The following is an 18,787-nucleotide window of genomic DNA, read 5'->3' as shown; positions in this document are numbered from 1 at the left end:
GTCTACTCCTCGCCCTCCCGCGTGTTCCCGGGTGTGCGGCCGAAGCGGAACCAGCGCTTCCAGGCGCCCTTGGGTTTGGGCGTGTCGCGCATCCGGACGTACGGCTCCAGGGTCGGCGGGTGGCCGCCGGCGATCGCGCGGGCTCGCTCCATCTCCGCGTTGTACTCCGCGCCGAGCAGGATCGCCATGTTGGTCAGCCACAGCCAGACCAGGAACACGATCACCGCGGCGAGGGTGCCGTAGGTCTTGTTGTAGGTGCTGAAGTTGGCCACGTAGTACGCGAACGCGGCGGAGAACAGGGCCCACAGCAGCACCGCGAGCACGCCGCCGGGAGTGATCCAGCGAAAGCCCTGCTTGGCGTTCGGCGCGGCCCAATACAGCAGCGCGAACAGGAAGTTGACCACCACGATCAGCACCGGCCACTTCGCGTAGTCCCACAGCAGCACGCCGGCCTCGCCCACGCCCAGCGCGTGCCCCGCCTGTTTGGCCAGCGAGCCGGTGAACACCACCGCGATCGCGCAGACCGACAGCAGCACCAGGGTCACCACGGTGACCGCGATCCGGGTGGGCACCGTCTTCCACAGCGGCCGGCCCTCGGGCACGTCGTAGATCGTGTTGCACGCGCGCATGAACGCGGCCACGTAACCGGACGCCGACCACAGCGCCAGGCCCAGGCCGGCCAGGGCCAGCGGGCCGGCGGCACTGCGGCTGTTCTCGAGGTTCTGGATCGCGTTGATCACGATCTGGTGCGTCTCGGTGGGCGCCACGCTCTGTACGTTCTCGGTCAGCGCGTCGGTGGCCGAGCGGCCGGCCAGGCCGACCAGGGAGACCACGACCAGCAGGGCGGGGAAGATCGACAACACGCTCTGATAGGTGAGCGCGGCCGCCCAGATGTTGAGGTCGTCCTCCTTGAATTCGCGGATCGTGCGCCACGCGGCTCGGAACCACGACGAGGTGGGCAGGTCGGTGGGGCGTTCCGGGAGGTGCGACTCGGGGGGTGGTTCGTCGGCTGTGTCGGGCTTGTCGAGGTCCACTGGTCGGGTGGGCCGGTCTTGGTCCTGGTCTCGATCTCGGTCTTGGGCTTGGGCTCTGTCCCGGTCCCGGTTCCGGGGCTTGTCCGCGTCGCGCGGGCCCGGGGGTCGGGTGGTCTCGTCCTCGGTTCCGCCGCGCAGGGGTGGTTCCTTGGCCGGGTCCGTGCCCCCGCGCAGCGCGTGGGCGATTCGCTCCTCCCGCTCCGCGCGTTCTCTGCGTGCGTTTCGCGCGTCCTGCCGCCTGCCCATGAGCCCGCCCCCAAGGTCGTCCCGCGATGGCCGGCGTCTACCCGGCGGCGGGCGGCACATGCGGTGCCGGGCACGGGTTGTGACGCGGCGTCAGCGCCGGGGCGCGGACCTGATCGGGGCGACGCCGGCCAGGCGGACGGTTGTTCTGGCGAGGTTCAGGCGGCCCGGACGGAAACCGTGCACGACGGTCCCTCACACGAGTGAGGCGGTGACGAAGACTCCGCCGTACGCGGCCAGGATCCGGCCGAGGCTCGGGTCCGAGACGTACGGCGGACGTACGGCGGAGGCGCGTCGGGACGGTGGCGAAGCGCGCTCGCGCGCGGGTGTCCGGTCCGCTCGCGGTGCCCGCGCGGGGCATGATCACGGACGTACGTCGAAGGCGGCTCCGGCGGCTCGGTAAACTCGCCGTTCGTGACGTCCCAGCCTGTGCGCAAGCCCCGCATTCCGAACGTTCTGGCCAACCGCTACGCCTCCCCGGCGCTGGCCACGCTGTGGTCCCCCGAGCACAAGGTGGTGCTGGAGCGCCGACTGTGGCTCGCGGTGCTGCGTGCCCAGGCCGACCTGGGCATCGACGTGCCCGAGGGCGCGGTCGCCGACTACGAGCGGGTGATCGACCAGGTCGACCTGGCCTCGATCGCCGAGCGCGAGCGGGTCACCCGGCACGACGTCAAGGCCCGGATCGAGGAGTTCAACGCTCTTGCCGGCCACGAGCACGTGCACAAGGGCATGACCTCGCGCGACCTGACCGAGAACGTCGAGCAGTTGCAGATCCGCTCGTCGCTGGAACTGGTCCGGGACCGTGTGGTGGCCCTGCTGGTGCGATTGGCGGAGCTGTCCGCTCAGCACGCCGAGTTGGTGATGGCGGGCCGTTCGCACAACGTCGCCGCGCAGGCCACCACGCTGGGCAAGCGGTTCGCCTCGACGACCGACGAGCTGCTGGTCGCCTACCACCGGCTCGACGACCTGATCACCCGTTACCCGCTGCGTGGGATCAAGGGCCCGGTGGGCACCGCGCAGGACATGCTCGACCTGCTCGGCGGCGACGAGGACAAGCTGGCCGAGCTGGAGGGGCGCGTCGCGGCGCACCTGGGCTTCGAGCACGCGTTCGTCTCGGTCGGCCAGGTCTACCCGCGCTCGCTCGACTACGACGTGGTCACCGCGCTGGTGCAACTGGCTGCCGGGCCGTCGTCGCTGGCCAAGACGATCCGGTTGATGGCCGGGCACGAACTGGTCACCGAGGGCTTCCAGCCCGGCCAGGTCGGCTCGTCCGCGATGCCGCACAAGATGAACACGCGCTCGTGCGAGCGGGTCAACGGCTTCACCGTGATCCTGCGCGGCTACGCCTCCATGGTCGGCGAGTTGGCCGGCGACCAGTGGAACGAGGGCGACGTGTCCTGCTCGGTGGTGCGGCGGGTGGCGCTGCCGGACGCGTTCTTCGCGTTCGACGGCCTGATCGAGACGTTCCTGACCGTGCTCGAGGAGTTCGGCGCGTTCCCGGCGGTGGTCGCGCGCGAGCTGGACCGCTACCTGCCGTTCCTGGCCACGACCAAGGTGCTGATGGCCGCGATCCGGGGCGGGGTGGGTCGTGAGGCCGGGCACGAGGTGATCAAGGAGCACGCGGTCGCCTCCGCGCTGGCGCTGCGCGAGGGCGTCGAACGCAACGAACTGCTCGATCGACTGGCCGCGGACGAGCGGCTGCCGCTGGACCGCGCGGCGCTGGACACGCTGCTCGCCGACCGCCTGTCCTTCACCGGCGCGGCGGCGGCCCAGGTGGCAGAGGTGGTCCGCCGCGTGGAAACGGTCGCCGCCAAGCACCCGGAGGCGGCAAAGTACCGCCCGGGCGCGATCCTGTAACCGACCGACGACGCCGATGGGCCGGGACGCGGGGCACACCCCCGGGTCCCGGCCCATCGCCGATTCCCAACCGTAACGAGCGCACACCCCGATACCCCGCGCCCCGAGGTACAGACCACACACCACCCACCCCGCACCCCTGTACCGCTGCCGGACCACCCGCGTTCCCCGCGCGCCGGGTGCATGCCCGCTACGCGTCCGGGATGCACGTCCGCTACGCGGTCGCGGTCGGGCCGTTCGCTGCGCGTCCGGGATGCATGTCCGCTACGCGTCCGCATGGCCTGGTGCCCCGTCCCGGCGCCGGCGGTCTGCCTGCCTCGCCCTCGTCGGCTGCACCTCGGCGGCCCGTCTTCGCTCGGGTGTTGCGCGTCGCCTGTGGTGCTTCGCCCGTGCGTGTCGGTGTTGCCTGTTGCGCTCCGCTTGTCTTGCGTGGCTGTGTCGGTTGCGGATCGTCAGCCCGCGCGGTGTGCATCGCTCGCTTCGCGTCGGCTTGCTTCGCGCCCGCTCGCTGTGCGTTGGCTTGCTTGGCGTTGGCTCGTTTCGTGTCTCGGCTGCCTTGGGCTGCGTTTCGCGTGCGGCTTTGGTCACGTTTCGGCTGCCGCGTTGCGCTTGGTCGTGACACGTCTTTGCGCCTGGGGCGTGTGGTTCGTGCGGCTTGTGTGGTTTGGCGGATGGGTCGGGGCTCGGCCGGATGGGTGTCGGGGGCATGAGTCAGGGTGGGGTGGGCGATGGGGGTGGGGGGCTTGGGTGTGAGGAGTTGTGGCGTGGGGTCGCTGTTGTTTTGTGACGTGGCGGTCGTGTCGCGGGAGATCGCGGGTGAGGCCGGGCGGACCGCGAAGGCGGAGTTGGTGGCCGGGTGTCTGCGGCGGGCGGATCCGGCGGAGGCGACCGTGGTGGTGGCCTATCTCGCGGGTGCGCTGACCCAGCGGCAGATCGGGGTCGGGCCGGCCGCGTTGCGTGACGTGCCGGAGCCGGCCGCCGAGGCGTCGCTGACGCTGCTGGAGGTGGACGCCGCGTTGGAGGCGATCGGGACCACCACCGGCCCCGGGGCGCAGGCTGCCCGGCGGGCGCTGATCGAGGCCCTGTTCGCCCGGGCCACGCAGGTCGAACAGCGGTTCCTGGCCGGTCTGTTGATCGGCGAGGTGCGCCAGGGCGCGCTGGACGGGGTGATGGCAGACGCCATCGCGCGGGCGGCCGAGGTGCCGGTGGCTGCCGTGCGCCGCGCGCTGATGTTGCGTGGGGCGGCGGGCCCGGTGGCCGCCGCGGCGCTCGTCGGCGGCAAGGCCGCGCTCGCCGCGTTCACGCTGGAGGTGGGCCACGCGGTGCGCCCGATGTTGGCCGCCTCCGCGCCGGATGTGTCCGCCGCGCTGGCCAAGTTGCGGGCCAAGGACCCGGAGGCGAGCGTCGCGCTGGAATGGAAGATCGACGGCATCCGGGTGCAGATCCACCGCGACGGCGAGCACATCGCGGTGTTCACCCGCAGCCTGGACGACATCACCTCGCGCGTTCCGGAGCTGGTCGAGGCCGCCCGCGCGCTGCCGGTGCGCACCGCCGTGCTCGACGGCGAGGCGATCGCGCTGCGCGCGGGGGGCCGGCCGCACCCGTTCCAGATCACCGCGTCCCGGACCGGCACCCACGACGCCGCGCGGTTGCGGGCCGAGACGCCGCTGACGGTGTACCTGTTCGATGTGCTGCATGTGGACGGCGCGGACCTGATCGACCGCCCGGGCGCCGAGCGCTGGGCCGCGCTCCAGGCGCTCGCGCCGAGCGAGCTGTTGGTGCCCCGGTTGGTCACCGGCGACGCCGGCGCCGCGGACGCGTTCTTCGCCGACGCGGTCGCGCGTGGGCACGAGGGGGTGGTGGTGAAGTCGTTGGACACTCCCTACACGGCGGGTCGGCGCGGCGCCGGTTGGGTCAAGGTCAAGCCGCGGCACACCTTGGACCTGGTGGTGCTGGCCGCCGAGTGGGGGCACGGGCGCCGGCGCGGGACGTTGAGCAACCTGCACTTGGGCGCGCGCGACCCGGGCGGGGACGGGTTCGTGATGCTGGGCAAGACGTTCAAGGGGCTCACCGACGAACTGCTCGCGTGGCAGACCGAGCGGTTGCAGGAACTGGCGGTCCGCCGGGACGACCGGACGGTGTGGGTGCGGCCCGAACTCGTGGTCGAGATCGCCTTCGACGGGTTGCAGCGCAGTACCCGCTATCCGGGCGGACTGGCCCTGCGGTTCGCCCGGGTGCTGCGTTATCGCGAGGACAAGACGGCGGCGGACGCGGACGACATGGATACGGTCCGGGCGCTGGCGTCGGACGAGTGAGACCGGTTCCCGCCGTCCGCATCACCCGGACCCGGGCGCCTCAATCCCGATGCGGGCGGTACAGGGCGCGCGCGTTGTCGTGCAGTACGGCGGGGGCCAGGTCGGCGCCGACCGCCTCGGCGATGACGTCGAGGTCGGCGTCCCGGAACGGCCTGCGCGCGCGGGTGGAGGGCAGGTCGGTGCCGGCCAGGAGCGCGTGCGGGGAGACGGCGGCCACGGCCCGGAGCGTGGCGGGCACGTCCAGGTCGACCCGGCCGAAGCCGGTGGCCTTGACGTGGGCCCCGCCTTCGACCAGGCGCAGCAGGTGCGGCAGGCCCTCCCGGGACAGGCCCAGGTGGTCGATGCTCACCTTCGGCAGCGCGGTGAGCACGGGTGCCAGGTCGGGCAGATCGCGGGCGTCGAGGTACAGCTCCGCGTGCCAGCCCGCCGGCTCGTGCACGCGTCGGGCGAGCCGATCGAGCCCCTCCAGCGCCGCCGAGCCGCCCCGGCGTACGTTGAACCGGATCGCGCGCACCCCCGCCGCGTCCAGCTCGCGGATCGTGTGGTCCGCGACGTCGGCGCGAAGTTGCGTCACGCCGACGAAGCCGGGCCCGAGCCGGCGCAGCGCGTCGAGCAGATGGGCCCGGTCCCAGCCCTGGAACGAGCCGGACACCACGGCGCCGCCGGTGACGCCGAGCGACGCGACCCGGGCGAGGTAGTCGGCGACGGTGAAGGTCGGCGGCAGGTAACCGTGGTTGGCGGTGAGCGGGAAACGCGGGTCGACGATGTGCAGATGCGCGTCGAACACCCGGCGCCGGGCCGCGGGGCCGGGTACGGCGGGTCCTTCGGCCGGGAGGTGTGCCGGCGGGTCGGGCGAGGCGGTGGGCGAGGCGGTGGGCGAGGCGGTGGGCGAGGGGGGCACGGCGCGGCCTCCGGGTCGGATCGGGAACGCCGCATACCGTAGCGAAGGGTTCGTGGGCGCGTGGGGCATTGGCGTCGGCCCTGCGGGGCAGGCACATGCCACGGAAGGCGTCGATACGAGGGTGGGGAGGGCAAAGGACCATGGCCGAGTTGCTGCTCGGTCCCGTGCTGCGGCACGTGGATCGTACGAGTGCCACCGTGTGGGTGGAGACGGACGCGCCGTGTGTGGTGACCGTGGCGTGCGAGGACGGTGTGGCCAGTGCCGCCACCTGGAACGTGTTCGGTCACCACTACGTGCTCGTGGTCGTCGAGGGGCTCACGCCCGGGCGGTCGCGGGAGTACCGGGTCCTGCTGGACGAGCGGGTGTGCTGGCCGGACGCGCGTTCGGGATATCCGCCGAGCGCGGTGCGTACCGCTTCGGCCCACGGTGACGAGCGGGATCTGAACGTCGTGTTCGGGTCCTGTCGCTGGTCGAGTCCGCCGAGCACCGAGGCCGGCGAGGAGCGCCGGCTCGACCCGGACGCGCTGGACACGCTCGCTCGCCGACTGATGCGGGCCCCCGACGAGCCGTTGCCGGACGCGCTGCTGTTGCTCGGTGATCAGGTGTACGCGGACGAGACCTCGCGCGCGATGCAGAACCGGTTGGCGCGGCGGCGCGATCTGAGCAAGGCGCCGGGCCCGCAGATCGCCGACTTCGAGGAGTACACGCTGCTCTATCGCGAGTCCTGGTCCGATCCGCAGATCCGCTGGCTGCTGTCCACCGTGCCGAGCGCGATGATCTTCGACGACCACGACGTGATCGACGACTGGAACACGTCGCACGCGTGGCGATCCGAGATGGCCGCGACCGATTGGTGGTCCGAGCGGATCGCGGGCGCGCTCGCGTCGTACTGGGTCTATCAGCACCTGGGCAATCTCGATCCGGCCGCGTTGGCGCGCGACGAGTTGTTCGCGACGGTCAAGGCCGCGGCGCCGGGCGAGGACGTGGGGCCGCTGCTGCACGAGTTCGCGCTGCGCGCGGACGCGGAGGCGGAGGGCAAGACGACCACGCGGTGGAGCTTTCGGCGCGACTTCGGCCGGACCCGGCTGCTGATGATCGACTCGCGCGCGGGCCGAGTGCTGACCGGGGACGCGCGGGCGATGATCGGCGCGGACGAGTTGGCCTGGATCACCGAGCAGGCGGACGAGGGCGGGTACGACCACCTGCTGATCGGCACGTCGTTGCCGTGGTTGCTGCCGCACGGCATCCACGACCTGGAGTCGTGGAACGAGGCGTTGTGCGCGGGCGAGCGGGGGCCTCGCGTGGCGGCCTGGAGCGAGTGGTTGCGGCGGGCGAGCGACCTGGAGCACTGGGCGGCGTTCCGCGACTCGTTCGAGGCGTTGTCCGCGTTGATCGGCCGGATCGCGCTGCACGGCCCCCGGGCGGGCGGGCCGGCGCCGGCGACGGTGTGCGTGTTGTCGGGGGATGTGCACCACGTCTACGCGGCCGAGGCGCGCTGGGTCAGTCCGGGGGAGGGGCCGCGGGTCGGGGAGAATTCGGCCGACCTGGCCCGGGTCTACCAGTTGACCTGTTCGCCGGTGCACAACTCGGTGCCCCCGGCGATCCGGGTCGGATTCCGGTTCGGGTGGGGCCGGATGGCGACCCGCATCGGGCGCGCCCTGGCCCGGCACGCGAGGCTGACCCCGCTGCCGGTCGAGTGGACGAAGCTGGGCGGTCCGTGGTTCGGCAACCATCTGATGACGCTCACCCTGCACGGGCGCCGGGCCGTCCTGTCCCTGGATCGGGCCGAGGGCGACCGGCACAACCGGGCCGCTCGGCTGCGCCGCGTGGGCCGGGCGACGCTTCGGGAGGGGTGAGGCACGGTCTGCGAGCGGCCCAGGCGAGTCGTGGGTCGGTCGCCTCCCGTGAGGGGCTCGCTTCGTGGAAGTTGCCGAGCGCAACTAACATCTTTTATGGTGGTGGCGAGTCGCCACGAAGAGGAGCCTCGCCATGGCCACCCGGGAAGCCTGCCGGCACCTGCTCACCGAGCTCGAGGGCATCGTCGGCGTCCACCGCAGCCTCGCCAAGGCGGTCCCGATCGGCAGCCTGCCGCCCGGCTCCGCAGTCCTGTTCGCGCTCGCCCGCAGTACGCGGCCGCTGCGCGCCGGGCACGTCGCCGAACTGCTCGACCTGGACATGTCCGTGGTCAGCCGACACATCGCACACCTGGTCGAGCACGGGTGGGTGGAGCGCCGGCCGCACCCCCACGACGGCCGCTCCTTCCTGCTCGGCCTCACTCCGGAGGGTCGCGCGGTGGTCGAGCGGGCCACCGACGACCGCTTGACGGTGATCGCCGAGCGCCTCGACGACTGGTCCGACGAGGACGCCCGGACGCTGTCCGATCTGCTCGCGCGACTGAAGACCGGGTTGGCACACCGGCCGGTATCGGTGCCGGCGGTCGTGTCACACTGACCCGCATGCCGAAGTCCGCCGCAGAGGCGCGCGCCCACTTGGAGATGTTCTACGACGCGGTGGCCCGCCGAGCCACCCGCACGGAAACGTTCGGCGCGCTGACCCTGTTCATTCGCGAGGGCCAAGGGTGGCCCTTCTACGCACGACCCACGCTCGGCAGCTCCGTCGAGCCCACCGTCGCGGACGTCCGCGCGGTGCGGGCGCGGCAGAGAGAGTTGAAAGTGCCCGAGACGTTCGAATGGGTCGACGAGACCACTCCGGCGCTGCGCGCGGCCGCGATCGAGGCCGAACTGCACGTCCACGAGCACCCGTTGATGGTGCTCGACCCGGCCGAGCAGCCGGCCGAACGCCCGGCCCTGCCCGACCTGGTGACGGTGCGTCGGATCCGGGCGGACGCGACCGACCTGGCGATCGTGCACAGCGTCGCGGCGGTCGGCTTCGCGAACCCGGGGACCGCGTCGGGGACCGACGGCCCGACCGAACGGGACACCGCCGCGCTCGGCCAGGACCCGGGTCTGCTGTCCTACCTCAACGAGCGCCTGCGCACCGGGGAGACGGTGATGTTCGCCGCGTACGGCCCGGCCGGGCCGCTGTGCGTGGGCAGTTATCAACACCTGTACGGCACCACCGAGATCGTCGGTGTGGCCACCCTCCCGGCGGCCCGACGCGGCGGCCTCGCGGCGGCGGTGACCTGGGAACTGGCCCGGCACGCGCTCGCCGACGGGAGCGAGACGGTGTTCCTGTCGGCCGGCGACCAGGACGTGGCCCGCGTGTACGACCGGCTCGGCTTCCGGTCGGTGGGGACGGCGCTGATCGCGGAGGCGCCGTGAGCGCCCCGGCGCAGCCCGGACCGCCCGCGAAGCCCGTCGTGCTGCCGATCCCGCCCGGACGCAATCCCACCGCCGCCGAGATGGCCGCCGCGCACGGCCGGACCATCCCCGACGTGATCGGACCGAACCTGCGGGTTTTGTTCTGCGGGATCAACCCCGGCCTGTGGTCCGGCGCGACCGGGCGGCACTTCGCCCGCCCCGGCAACCGGTTCTGGCCCGCGCTGTACGCCTCCGGGTTCACGCCCCGCCTACTCGCGCCCGCCGAGCAGGACGCGCTGACCGCGCTCGGTCTCGGCATCACCAACGTGGTGGCCCGCACCACCGCCCGGGCGGACGAGTTGAGCCGGGACGAGTACGTCGCCGGCGGCGCGGCGCTCACCGCCAAGGTGCGCACGTACCGGCCGGCCTGGCTGGCCGTGCTCGGCATCGGCGCGTACCGGACCGGTTTCGGCCGGCCCAAGGCGGCGGTCGGTCGGCAGGCCGAGACCATCGGCGACACCCGGATCTGGGTGCTGCCGAACCCGAGCGGCCTGAACGCGCACTGGACGGCGGCGGCGCTCGGCGAGGCGTTCGCCGAACTGCGCACGGCGGCGGCCCATATCGAAAGCGAACGATCGAAAACGGCACGAACCGAAACCATCGGGACCGAAAGCACCTGACCGGAAGGCGCCCGGCCCGCCGAAACTCGGCGAAACCCACCGAAGACGGCTGAATCCGGCCGAAGATAGCCGAAGGCTGTCTGAATGCGGCCAAAGTACGGCCCGAGTACGACCCGAAGGCGCCCGACCGCCCAGGGGCGCGATCGGTGCGCCCGGGCCGGTCCGCGCGCCTGTATCCGAGTCGATTCGTCCATCGACCGAGTGGCATCACCCGGTTGGCGGTTACTTCGCGCTCCCTCGCGCGGTTGGGTCGGCATGGAGATCCTGCGGGCCCCGTTCGGGCCGTGGCCCACCGAGACGTTCGAGACACCCGTGTACGAGGCGTTGGTCGCGGAGTGGCGCGACTCGGGCCGGGAGGTGCCCCGGTCGGTGGACCGATGCCACGACCGCCCGGCACGACACGCGCGCCTACCCGGGGCCGGCCCCCGCGCCGGCCGCCCCTGAGGACGCCGACGAGGCCGCCTCCGAGGCCGCCCACACCGGCCGCCGGAGGCACCCGCCGACACGCCCGGCTCCCACCCCGCCGACACGCCCGACGGACGCCGTACCCGCCCGGCACACCCCGCGGCCGACCGTACGCCCCCGGCGCCTCGCCTTCGCCCGCTCGGCCGCCCCGCGAAAGTCTTTCTCTCGACGCCCGGACACCACGTTCGACAGGCGCCCGGCCACGCGCGCCGCGCACAACGCCGGCGTGTCGTGCGGCCGTTCGGCGGCCCGCGCGCGAGTACCGTCATGCCGGGCGTACGCCGGGAGGAGACGATTCCGCTCGGCTCGGGAGGCGCCGCGACACCCGGTGTGGACGGCCGCGCCGCCGGGAGTGGGCCCGTCCCGGCCGAAATCGTGGTAGGTCGGGAATCGCGACACGACACAACACCTGGGGGTGCGACGACCACCCCGCCACTACATATATGCTCTGCGACGCAGCTGGTTCGCCGTTCCGGTCAAACGGAGGGGCGACGCAAGAGGGAACCCGGTGTGAAGCCGGGACTGCCCCCGCAGCGGTAAGCGGGAACGAATGTCGTCCTGCGGTGCCGAACGCCCAGAGGGGTTCGGCGAGCGACGACCACGGGGAACTCCGCGGCCCGCCGAGCACATCGTGCCCGGTGGCGCCCCGGCATGCCCGCGAGTCCGAATACCTGCCGGCTGTCCGCGCCTTCGGGCGCGGGGTCACTGTACGTACGAGCTCGCGAGGAGAGAGCACGTGACCGTTGTGGACAGCGTGGGCGCGACCCGGATGCGGATCGACGAAAGCCCCGAGGACCAACTGGCTACCCTGGTGCGCACCCAGGCGCGCGATCTGCCGGAGGTCGATCCGGATCGGGTCGTCCGCCGGGTCGTCGCGGGTCTCAACGAGGGCGCGGACAAGGGAGCGGCCGCGGACCTGGCGGTGCGTACCGCCGCCGAGCTGATCGCCGAGGAACCCGCCTACTCGCGGCTCGCCGCGCGCCTGCTCGCCGGCCGGATCGCGGACGAGGCCCTCGACGCCGGGGTCACCTCGTTCAGCGCCGGCATCGCGCTCGGCCGACGCGAGGGCGTCATCGGCGCGGAGACCGCGGCGTTCGTCGCCGAGCACGCCGCCGAGTTGGACGCCGCCGTGGACGTCGACGGCGACCGGCGGTTCGAGTACTTCGGCCTGCGCACCGTGTACGACCGCTACCTGCTGCGCCACCCGGTCTCGCGCAAGGTGGTCGAGACCCCGCAGCACTTCCTGCTGCGCGTGGCGTGCGGCCTGGCCCAGGAGCCCGGCGAGGCGATCGGCTTCTACCGGCTGATGTCCTCGCTCGCCTACCTGCCCAGCTCGCCGACGCTGTTCAACTCCGGCACCGTGCACACCCAGATGTCCTCGTGCTACCTGCTCGACTCGCCCAAGGACGAACTGGAGTCGATCTACGACATGTACGGGCGAATCGCCCGACTGTCGAAGTTCGCCGGCGGCATCGGTGTGGCGTGGTCGCGGGTGCGTTCGCGCGGCTCGCTGATCCGCGGCACCAACGGGCACTCCAACGGCATCGTGCCGTGGCTCAAGACGCTCGACTCGTCCGTGGCCGCGGTCAACCAGGGCGGCCGGCGCAAGGGCGCGGCCTGCGTGTACCTGGAGACCTGGCACCCGGACATCCTGGAGTTCCTCGAACTGCGCGAGAACACCGGTGAGGACGCGCGCCGCACGCACAACCTCAACCTGGCCAACTGGGTGCCGGACCTGTTCATGCGCCGGGTCGAGGAGGACGGCGTCTGGTCGCTGTTCGACCCGAACGAGCTGCCCGAACTGCCCGACCTGTGGGGCGCCGAGTTCGACAAGGTGTACGAAGCCGCCGAGCGGGACGGCCGGTTCGTCCGGCAGATGCCCGCGCGCGACCTCTACGCCCGGATGATGCGCACGCTCGCGCAGACCGGCAACGGCTGGATGACCTTCAAGGACGCCGCCAACCGCACCTGCAACCAGGCCGCGGAGCCGGGCAACGTGGTGCACCTGTCCAACCTGTGCACCGAGATCCTCGAGGTGACCAGCGACGGCGAGACCGCCGTGTGCAACCTCGGCTCGGTCAACCTCGGCGCGCACGTGATCGCCGGCCAGGGCATGGACTGGGACAAGCTGCGCGCGACGGTGCGCACCGCGGTGGTCTTCCTGGACCGCGTGATCGACATCAACTACTACCCGACCGACCAGGCCGCCGCGTCCAACCCGCGCTGGCGTCCGGTGGGCCTGGGCCTGATGGGCCTGCAGGACGTGTTCTTCACGCTCGGCATGCCGTTCGACTCGGTCGAGGCGCGCGAGTTGTCCACGCTGATCTCCGAGGAGATCTACCTGACCGCGCTGGAGACCTCCTCGGCGCTCGCCGAGGCGCACGGCCCGCACCCGGCCTACGCCGAGACGCACGCCGCGCGCGGCCGGCTCCAGCCGGACCTGTGGGAGGGCGTGTACCCGACCCAGACCAAGCGCTGGGACGCGCTGCGCGACCGGGTCGCCGAGCACGGCCTGCGCAACTCGCTGCTCGTGGCGATCGCGCCGACCGCGACCATCGCCTCGATCGCCGGTGCCTACGAGTGCATCGAGCCGCAGGTGTCGAACCTGTTCAAGCGCGAGACGTTGTCCGGCGAGTTCCTCCAGATCAACGCCTACCTGGTGCGCGAGCTCAAGGCCCGCGGCCTGTGGACCCCCGCGGTCCGCGACCGGATCAAGCGCGCCGAGGGCTCGGTCCAGAGCATCGCCGAACTCCCGGAGGATGTGCGGGAGTTGTACCGCACTGCCTGGGAGCTCCCGCAGCGTGCGCTGATCGACCTGGCGGCGGCCCGCTCGCCGTACATCGACCAGTCGCAGTCGCTGAACCTGTTCATGGCCGACCCGACCATCGGCAAGCTGTCCTCGATGTACCGCTACGCGTGGTCCACCGGCCTCAAGACCACGTACTACCTGCGCTCGCGCCCCGCGACGCGGATCCAGCAGGCGACCGTGCCGGCGCAGGCCTCGGCCGCGCCCGTCGAGGAGATCTCGGACCTTGAGGTCATCGCCTGCTCGCTGGAGAACCCCGAAGCCTGTGAGGCGTGCACGTGAGCCTGCTCGATCCCGGAATGAACCTCACGCTGCGCCCGATGCAGTACCCGGACTTCTACGAGAAGTACCGCGCGGCGATCCGCAACACCTGGACGGTCGAAGAGGTCGACCTGCACAGCGACCTCGCCGACCTGGACAAGCTCAGCCCGGCCGAACGACACCTCGTGCAGCGCCTGGTCGCGTTCTTCGCGACCGGTGACACGATCGTGGCGAACAACCTGGTGCTGAATCTGTACCGGCACATCAACTCGCCCGAGGGGCGGCTGTACCTGTCGCGGCAACTCTTCGAAGAGGCCGTCCATGTGCAGTTCTACCTGACTCTGCTGGACACCTACATGCCCGACCACGAGGAGCGCGAGCAGGCGTTCGCCGCGGTCGAGCACATCCCCTCGATCCGGCGCAAGGCGGAGTTCTGCTTCCGCTGGATCGACTCGGCGATGGGCCTGGACCGGCTCGAATCGCGGGACGACCGGCGGCAGTTCCTGCTCAACCTGATCTGCTTCGCGGCGTGCATCGAGGGTCTGTTCTTCTACGGCGCCTTCGCGTACGTGTACTTCCTGCGCTCGCGTGGTCTGCTCAACGGCCTCGCCTCGGGGACCAACTGGGTCTTCCGCGACGAGTCCGCGCACATGGACTTCGCGTTCTCCGTGGTCGAGACGGTGCGGGCCGAGGAGCCCGACCTGTTCGACGACGAACTCGCCGAGGACGTACGGCGGATGCTCGCCGAGGCGGTCGAGGCGGAGACGGCGTTCGCGGAGGACCTGCTCCAAGGCGGCGTGTCCGGGATGACGGTCGCCGACATGCGCTCCTACCTGGAGCACGTGGCCGACCGCCGGCTGGCCCAGTTGGGCATGGCGCCGGTGTACGGCTCGGCGAACCCGTTCGGCTTCATGGAACTGCAGGACGTGCAGGAACTCTCGAACTTCTTCGAGCGGCGGGTCTCGGCCTACCAGGTCGCGGTCACCGGCTCGGTGTCGTTCGACGAGGACTTCTGAGTCCGGACGTCTTCGCGCGATCGCGCCGCCACCGCCCTGCCGTCCCGGTCCCGGGACGGCAGGGCGGTTTCGCGTTGTCGGAGACGTGCTCGCTCGGCGGCGGCGTGACGGGGGTCCGGGTCAGGACCGTTCGGCCGCGCGGCGGCGCAGCGTCGTGGCGGTGGCCTCGTCGGCCGGCAGGAACGCCTCCAGGTGCAGTTCGGCCAGCGTGATGTCGGTGGCCGTCGCGAAGGACGTCAACGTGGTCAGCAGCCGCAACTCGCCCGGGCCGTCCGGGTCGCGCAGCCGCAGCGGGACCGCGAAGCCCAGGTGGTCGGGGCCCGGTCGGGCGTCCGGGACATGGCCGCGCAGTTCCTCGATGAACGCGTCGAGCAGCGGGTCCGGGCTGCGCAGCGCCTGTGCGCGCATGTTGTCCAGGACGTGATGCCCCCAGGCGTCGAGGTTCGCCACGCGTGGCGCCATGCCCTCGGGGTGCAGCATCAGGCGCAGCATGTTCATCGGTTCCCGGAGCAACTCCGGCGACGCCCCCTCGGTCAGTACGTCGATCGCCGTGTTGGCGGCGACGATCTGCCCGTACGGGCGCAGCACCATCGCCGGGTAGGGCAGGTGGCCGTCCAACACCGCGCGCAGCGCCTCGCGCACCGGGCGCAACATCGGCGCGTCCAGGTCCGATTCGGGGAAGACCGGCGCGTACCCGGCGGTGTGCAGCAGCGCGTTGCGCTCGCGCAGGGACAGGCCGAGTGATTCGGCGAGGCGGATGATCATGGTGCGTCCGGGACGGGATCGGCCGCTCTCGATGAAGCTGAGGTGGCGTTGGGTGGTGTCCGCGCGGGCGGCGAGTTCCAGTTGGCTCAGCCGCCGGGTGGTGCGCCAGCGCCGCAGCTCGGCGGGGAAGTCCGGACCGTGGGTCATCGTGCTCATGAGCGCAGTTCTAGGCACTCGGAGGTATCGCCGGCAATTCCCCGGCGGGAATTGTCGGGCTCGGGCGCCTGTCGCAGGATCCTTCCCACGGCCCGCCGAACGGGGCGGTTCGTGATCCGTCGAGAGAGGCACAGCACGATGAAGAGCTACCACCTGACACCCGGCGCCGGTATCGACGGTGTCACCCTCCGTGCGCACGACGAGCCGGAGCCCGCGCCCGGGCAGGTGCTGGTCCGGGTCCGGGCGACCTCGCTGAGCATGCGCGAACTGCTGGTCCTGGACGGCGACTATCCGCTGCCGGTGTCGCCCGACGTCGTTCCCGGGTGCGCCGGGGTCGGCGAGGTGGTCGCGATCGGGGCGGGCGTCACCCGGGCCGGGGTCGGCGACCGGGTGGCGGCGACCGTGTTCCCGGACTGGATCGACGGGCCGTTCGCGCCGGCCTACGCGGCGCAGCTCGGCAGTTCGCGCGACGGCATGCTCACCGAGTTCGCGCTGGTCGGCGAGCGGGCGCTGGTGCACATCCCGGCGCACCTGTCCTTCGCGGAGGCCGCCACCCTCCCGCTCACCGCGGTCACCGCGTGGAACGCGCTGACCGGAGGCCGACCGCCGGTGCCGGGCGAGAGCGTGCTGACGCTCGGTACGGGAGCCGTGTCCCTGTTCGCGGTACAGCTCGCCAAGGCGTCGGGTGCGCGGGTGATCGCCACCACGTCGAGTCCGGAGAAGGCGGAACGACTGCGCGAGTCGGGCGCGGACGAGGTGGTCGACTATCGGGAGCACCCGCGCTGGGGCGAGGAGGTACGGCGGGTGACCGGCGGACGCGGGGTGGACCGGGTCGTGGACGTCGCGGGGAATCTGACCCAGTCCCTGGCCGCGACCGCGCTCGGCGGCGAGATCGCCTTCGTCGGCCACTGGTTGGGGTCGGACGCGCCCGACGCGTCGCCGTCGCCGGCCGCGCTGTTCAACGCGGGCGTGGTGCTGCGTCCGCTCGCGGTGGGCAGTCGGGCACAGTTCGAGGCGCTGAACCGGGCGGTGGACATGTGGCGGCTGCGGCCTTGCGTGCACCGGGAGTTCGGCTTCGACGAGGTTCCGGAGGCGTTGCGTTACCACCGCAAGGGTGGGTTCGTGGGGAACGTCGTGATCGACCACGGGTGATCGACTGCGGTGGCGGCCGGCGGTTCGCGGCGGTCGGTGGTGGTCGTGGGCCGTCGGCTGGTGCATGCGGCGGCCGGTAATGCCTTTGGGGCGATCGATTCGGGGTCGCACAATGGCGGGCATGGCCATTTCTCTGCACCACATCGTCATCGACGCACACGACCTGCCGGGACTCGCTCGTTTCTGGGCCCAGGTGTTGGGATGGGAGGTGCTCTCGGAGCGCGAGCGCGAGGTGGTCATCGGGACCGAGCCGGAAGCACCGATCGGGATCTGCTTCATGCCGGTGACGGACGTGAAGAAGACCAAGAACCGACTGCACCTGGACCTGACCCCCGGAGCGGGCCCCGGTGAACGGGAGGCGGAGATCGAGCGGGTGATCGCACTCGGCGCACGCCGCGTGGACGTCGGCCAGACCGGCACCGAATCGTGGACGGTACTCGCCGACCCGGAGGGCAACGAGTTCTGCGTCGTCCGGGCGAAACGCACGCTGATCGCTTAGGTGTTCCGACGCTCGATCGCCGCCACGCCGAAATCCGCCTGTGAGCCTGCCTGTTGCGAGCGGGCCGACGCGCGGGCGGGTTTCGGGTGAGGTGAGATGGGACCGGCCGGGGGCCGAGGGCAACGGAGTTCGCGGTGCGGCCCGGGGCCGGCACCGGTGCCGGTGTCGCCGGCTCGGTGGGCGGGCCCGGTGGGCGCGCGCTTCGAATTCGCGGGTGCGTGTGGTGCGTTCGCCCCCAGGGCGAACGGGTCAGCCGGTGCCGGTGGGCGGGTTGCCCGAGCCGGTGCCGCCACTGCCGCCACGACCACCGCGGCGGCGGGCGAGTCGGTCCCGCACGAGCCGACGGCCCTGCTCGACCTGGCGCGGATTGCGCCGGATGTATCCCTGGATCTTCTTGATGGTGTTCGACAGCGAACTCATGCCGTGGTCCCTCCCTGAAGCCCGGGCGCCCGGGCCTCGGCGTCCCCGAGGGCGCCGATAACTGGTGTTTGCCCGAGTTCGGCCCGGGATACGCGGTGATCGAGGGCGCAATCGCCGGGATTCGGCGGTGAATCGGCCCGACGGCGCCTTCGCGAGTCGGCCCGGTAGCCTGCCGGTATGTCGCATGTGATCTCCGTCAACCTGGCCCACCCCCGACCCAACCCGACGAAGTCCGACGTCACCACGACGGGGATCGACAAGCGGCCGGTCGACCGCCCGGTCGCCGTGCGCGCGCCCGGCCCCAGGGATTCGGGACTGGGCAGCGGACTGGTCGGCGACGGGGTGTACGACCGACGGCACCACGGCGGCGACGATCAGGCCGTCTACGCGTACGCGCGGGAGAACCTGGACATGTGGGCCCGCGAGTTCGGCCGCGAACTGGGCAACGGCAGCTTCGGGGAGAACCTCACCACGTCCGGCCTGGACCTGGAGGCCGCGCTGATCGGCGAGCGCTGGCGCGTGGGCGAGGCGGGGCCGCTGTTGGAGGTCTCCGTCCCGCGCATCCCGTGCGCGACCTTCGCGCACTGGCTGGACGAGCGGCGATGGGTGCGGCGATTCACCGAACGGGCGCTCCCGGGCACCTACCTGCGCGTGATCGAACCGGGCGAGGTCCACTCGGGAGCCCCGATCACGATCGTGTCCCGCCCGTCCCACGACGTCACCATCGGCATCTGCTTCCGAGCCCTGACCCTCGAGCCCGACCTGCTGCCCCGACTCCTCGACATAGCGGAACTCCCGGACGACATCCGCGACATGGCCCACAAACGCATCACCAAGACCCCCTCCCCGTCCACTCCACAACCCGAGTAGCCCCACCCCACCCGAGCACCCCGAGCCGAAGCCCACATACCCGGCTCCGCCTCCTCCGCACGATCGAGTACTCGAACGAGTGACCCC

Annotated in this window: 15 protein-coding genes and 1 riboswitch; of the genes, 11 read left to right on the top strand and 4 right to left on the bottom strand. The window is 71.9% G+C overall.

What is annotated here, in order from left to right:
* Nucleotides 1–2: 2 nt before the first annotated feature.
* A complete protein-coding gene (locus OG948_RS04355; RefSeq protein WP_406293977.1) occupies nucleotides 3–1,280 on the bottom strand; it encodes a YihY/virulence factor BrkB family protein in 1,278 nt (425 codons plus the stop codon).
* A 411-nt stretch (nucleotides 1,281–1,691) separates the two neighbouring features.
* Between OG948_RS04355 and purB the strand changes: the two genes are divergently transcribed.
* A complete protein-coding gene (gene purB, locus OG948_RS04350; RefSeq protein ID WP_406293975.1) occupies nucleotides 1,692–3,134 on the top strand; it encodes an adenylosuccinate lyase in 1,443 nt (480 codons plus the stop codon).
* 773 nt (nucleotides 3,135–3,907) lie between these two features.
* On the top strand, nucleotides 3,908–5,449 hold the full coding sequence (locus OG948_RS04345; protein WP_406300181.1) for an ATP-dependent DNA ligase: 1,542 nt from the start codon (nucleotides 3,908–3,910) through the stop codon (nucleotides 5,447–5,449).
* Nucleotides 5,450–5,489: 40 nt separating this feature from the next.
* On the opposite strand, the gene OG948_RS04340 is transcribed toward OG948_RS04345, so the two are convergent.
* Complete coding sequence (locus OG948_RS04340) at nucleotides 5,490–6,350, bottom strand: amidohydrolase family protein (RefSeq protein ID WP_406293973.1); 861 nt, start codon at nucleotides 6,348–6,350, stop codon at nucleotides 5,490–5,492.
* Between the two features lie 140 nt (nucleotides 6,351–6,490).
* Between OG948_RS04340 and OG948_RS04335 the strand changes: the two genes are divergently transcribed.
* The 6 genes from OG948_RS04335 (at nucleotide 6,491) to OG948_RS04310 (ending at nucleotide 14,838) form a co-directional block, all read left to right on the top strand.
* The gene (locus OG948_RS04335) at nucleotides 6,491–8,206 is read left to right on the top strand and encodes an alkaline phosphatase D family protein (RefSeq protein WP_406293971.1); all 1,716 of its coding nucleotides are present in this window, start codon (nucleotides 6,491–6,493) and stop codon (nucleotides 8,204–8,206) included.
* A 133-nt stretch (nucleotides 8,207–8,339) separates the two neighbouring features.
* The gene (locus OG948_RS04330) at nucleotides 8,340–8,801 is read left to right on the top strand and encodes a MarR family winged helix-turn-helix transcriptional regulator (RefSeq protein ID WP_406293969.1); all 462 of its coding nucleotides are present in this window, start codon (nucleotides 8,340–8,342) and stop codon (nucleotides 8,799–8,801) included.
* 5 nt (nucleotides 8,802–8,806) lie between these two features.
* Complete coding sequence (locus OG948_RS04325) at nucleotides 8,807–9,631, top strand: GNAT family N-acetyltransferase (protein WP_406293967.1); 825 nt, start codon at nucleotides 8,807–8,809, stop codon at nucleotides 9,629–9,631.
* 80 nt (nucleotides 9,632–9,711) lie between these two features.
* Complete coding sequence (gene mug, locus OG948_RS04320) at nucleotides 9,712–10,290, top strand: G/U mismatch-specific DNA glycosylase (RefSeq protein ID WP_406300180.1); 579 nt, start codon at nucleotides 9,712–9,714, stop codon at nucleotides 10,288–10,290.
* 908 nt (nucleotides 10,291–11,198) lie between these two features.
* A riboswitch (cobalamin riboswitch) is annotated at nucleotides 11,199–11,449 on the top strand.
* A gap of 75 nt (nucleotides 11,450–11,524) precedes the next feature.
* Nucleotides 11,525–13,843, top strand: a complete 2,319-nt coding sequence (locus tag OG948_RS04315; RefSeq protein ID WP_406300179.1) for a ribonucleoside-diphosphate reductase subunit alpha — start codon at nucleotides 11,525–11,527, stop codon at nucleotides 13,841–13,843.
* A 17-nt stretch (nucleotides 13,844–13,860) separates the two neighbouring features.
* Nucleotides 13,861–14,838, top strand: coding sequence for a ribonucleotide-diphosphate reductase subunit beta (locus OG948_RS04310; RefSeq protein WP_395868441.1), 978 nt, complete (start codon nucleotides 13,861–13,863; stop codon nucleotides 14,836–14,838).
* Between the two features lie 120 nt (nucleotides 14,839–14,958).
* Here OG948_RS04310 and OG948_RS04305 read toward each other — a convergent pair whose 3' ends face one another.
* Complete coding sequence (locus OG948_RS04305) at nucleotides 14,959–15,759, bottom strand: helix-turn-helix transcriptional regulator (RefSeq protein ID WP_406293965.1); 801 nt, start codon at nucleotides 15,757–15,759, stop codon at nucleotides 14,959–14,961.
* Between the two features lie 138 nt (nucleotides 15,760–15,897).
* On the opposite strand from OG948_RS04305, the gene OG948_RS04300 reads away from it, so the two are divergent.
* Together OG948_RS04300 and OG948_RS04295 are read left to right on the top strand one after the other, a co-directional pair.
* Nucleotides 15,898–16,911 carry an NAD(P)-dependent alcohol dehydrogenase gene (locus OG948_RS04300; protein WP_406293963.1) on the top strand — a complete coding sequence of 338 codons (1,014 nt, stop codon included), beginning with the start codon at nucleotides 15,898–15,900 and terminating at the stop codon, nucleotides 16,909–16,911.
* A gap of 121 nt (nucleotides 16,912–17,032) precedes the next feature.
* Nucleotides 17,033–17,410: a VOC family protein gene (locus OG948_RS04295; RefSeq protein WP_395868284.1), complete on the top strand. Its 378-nt coding sequence runs from the start codon at nucleotides 17,033–17,035 to the stop codon at nucleotides 17,408–17,410.
* Between the two features lie 249 nt (nucleotides 17,411–17,659).
* Here OG948_RS04295 and OG948_RS04290 read toward each other — a convergent pair whose 3' ends face one another.
* Nucleotides 17,660–17,830: a hypothetical protein gene (locus tag OG948_RS04290; RefSeq protein ID WP_395868282.1), complete on the bottom strand. Its 171-nt coding sequence runs from the start codon at nucleotides 17,828–17,830 to the stop codon at nucleotides 17,660–17,662.
* Nucleotides 17,831–18,007: 177 nt separating this feature from the next.
* Here OG948_RS04290 and OG948_RS04285 point away from each other — a divergent pair, with 177 nt between their 5' ends.
* The gene (locus tag OG948_RS04285) at nucleotides 18,008–18,700 is read left to right on the top strand and encodes an MOSC domain-containing protein (protein WP_406293961.1); all 693 of its coding nucleotides are present in this window, start codon (nucleotides 18,008–18,010) and stop codon (nucleotides 18,698–18,700) included.
* Nucleotides 18,701–18,787 lie beyond the last annotated feature (87 nt).

Origin of the sequence: Embleya sp. NBC_00888 (assembly GCF_045207655.1) — a bacterium.
Taxonomy (GTDB): domain Bacteria; phylum Actinomycetota; class Actinomycetes; order Streptomycetales; family Streptomycetaceae; genus Embleya.
The sequence above is the reverse complement of the archived record's forward strand: the minus strand, read 5'-3'. Positions and strand labels throughout refer to the sequence as shown.

Coding starts and splice junctions, on each gene's coding strand:
- OG948_RS04300 (WP_406293963.1), top strand. CDS start 15,898: ATGAAGAGCTACCACCTGACACCCGGCGCCGGTATCGACGGTGTCACC.
- OG948_RS04355 (WP_406293977.1), bottom strand. CDS start 1,280: ATGGGCAGGCGGCAGGACGCGCGAAACGCACGCAGAGAACGCGCGGAG.
- OG948_RS04305 (WP_406293965.1), bottom strand. CDS start 15,759: ATGAGCACGATGACCCACGGTCCGGACTTCCCCGCCGAGCTGCGGCGC.
- OG948_RS04325 (WP_406293967.1), top strand. CDS start 8,807: ATGCCGAAGTCCGCCGCAGAGGCGCGCGCCCACTTGGAGATGTTCTAC.
- OG948_RS04290 (WP_395868282.1), bottom strand. CDS start 17,830: ATGAGTTCGCTGTCGAACACCATCAAGAAGATCCAGGGATACATCCGG.
- OG948_RS04310 (WP_395868441.1), top strand. CDS start 13,861: ATGAACCTCACGCTGCGCCCGATGCAGTACCCGGACTTCTACGAGAAG.
- OG948_RS04330 (WP_406293969.1), top strand. CDS start 8,340: ATGGCCACCCGGGAAGCCTGCCGGCACCTGCTCACCGAGCTCGAGGGC.
- mug (WP_406300180.1), top strand. CDS start 9,712: ATGGCCGCCGCGCACGGCCGGACCATCCCCGACGTGATCGGACCGAAC.
- OG948_RS04315 (WP_406300179.1), top strand. CDS start 11,525: ATGCGGATCGACGAAAGCCCCGAGGACCAACTGGCTACCCTGGTGCGC.
- OG948_RS04295 (WP_395868284.1), top strand. CDS start 17,033: ATGGCCATTTCTCTGCACCACATCGTCATCGACGCACACGACCTGCCG.
- OG948_RS04335 (WP_406293971.1), top strand. CDS start 6,491: ATGGCCGAGTTGCTGCTCGGTCCCGTGCTGCGGCACGTGGATCGTACG.
- OG948_RS04285 (WP_406293961.1), top strand. CDS start 18,008: ATGTCGCATGTGATCTCCGTCAACCTGGCCCACCCCCGACCCAACCCG.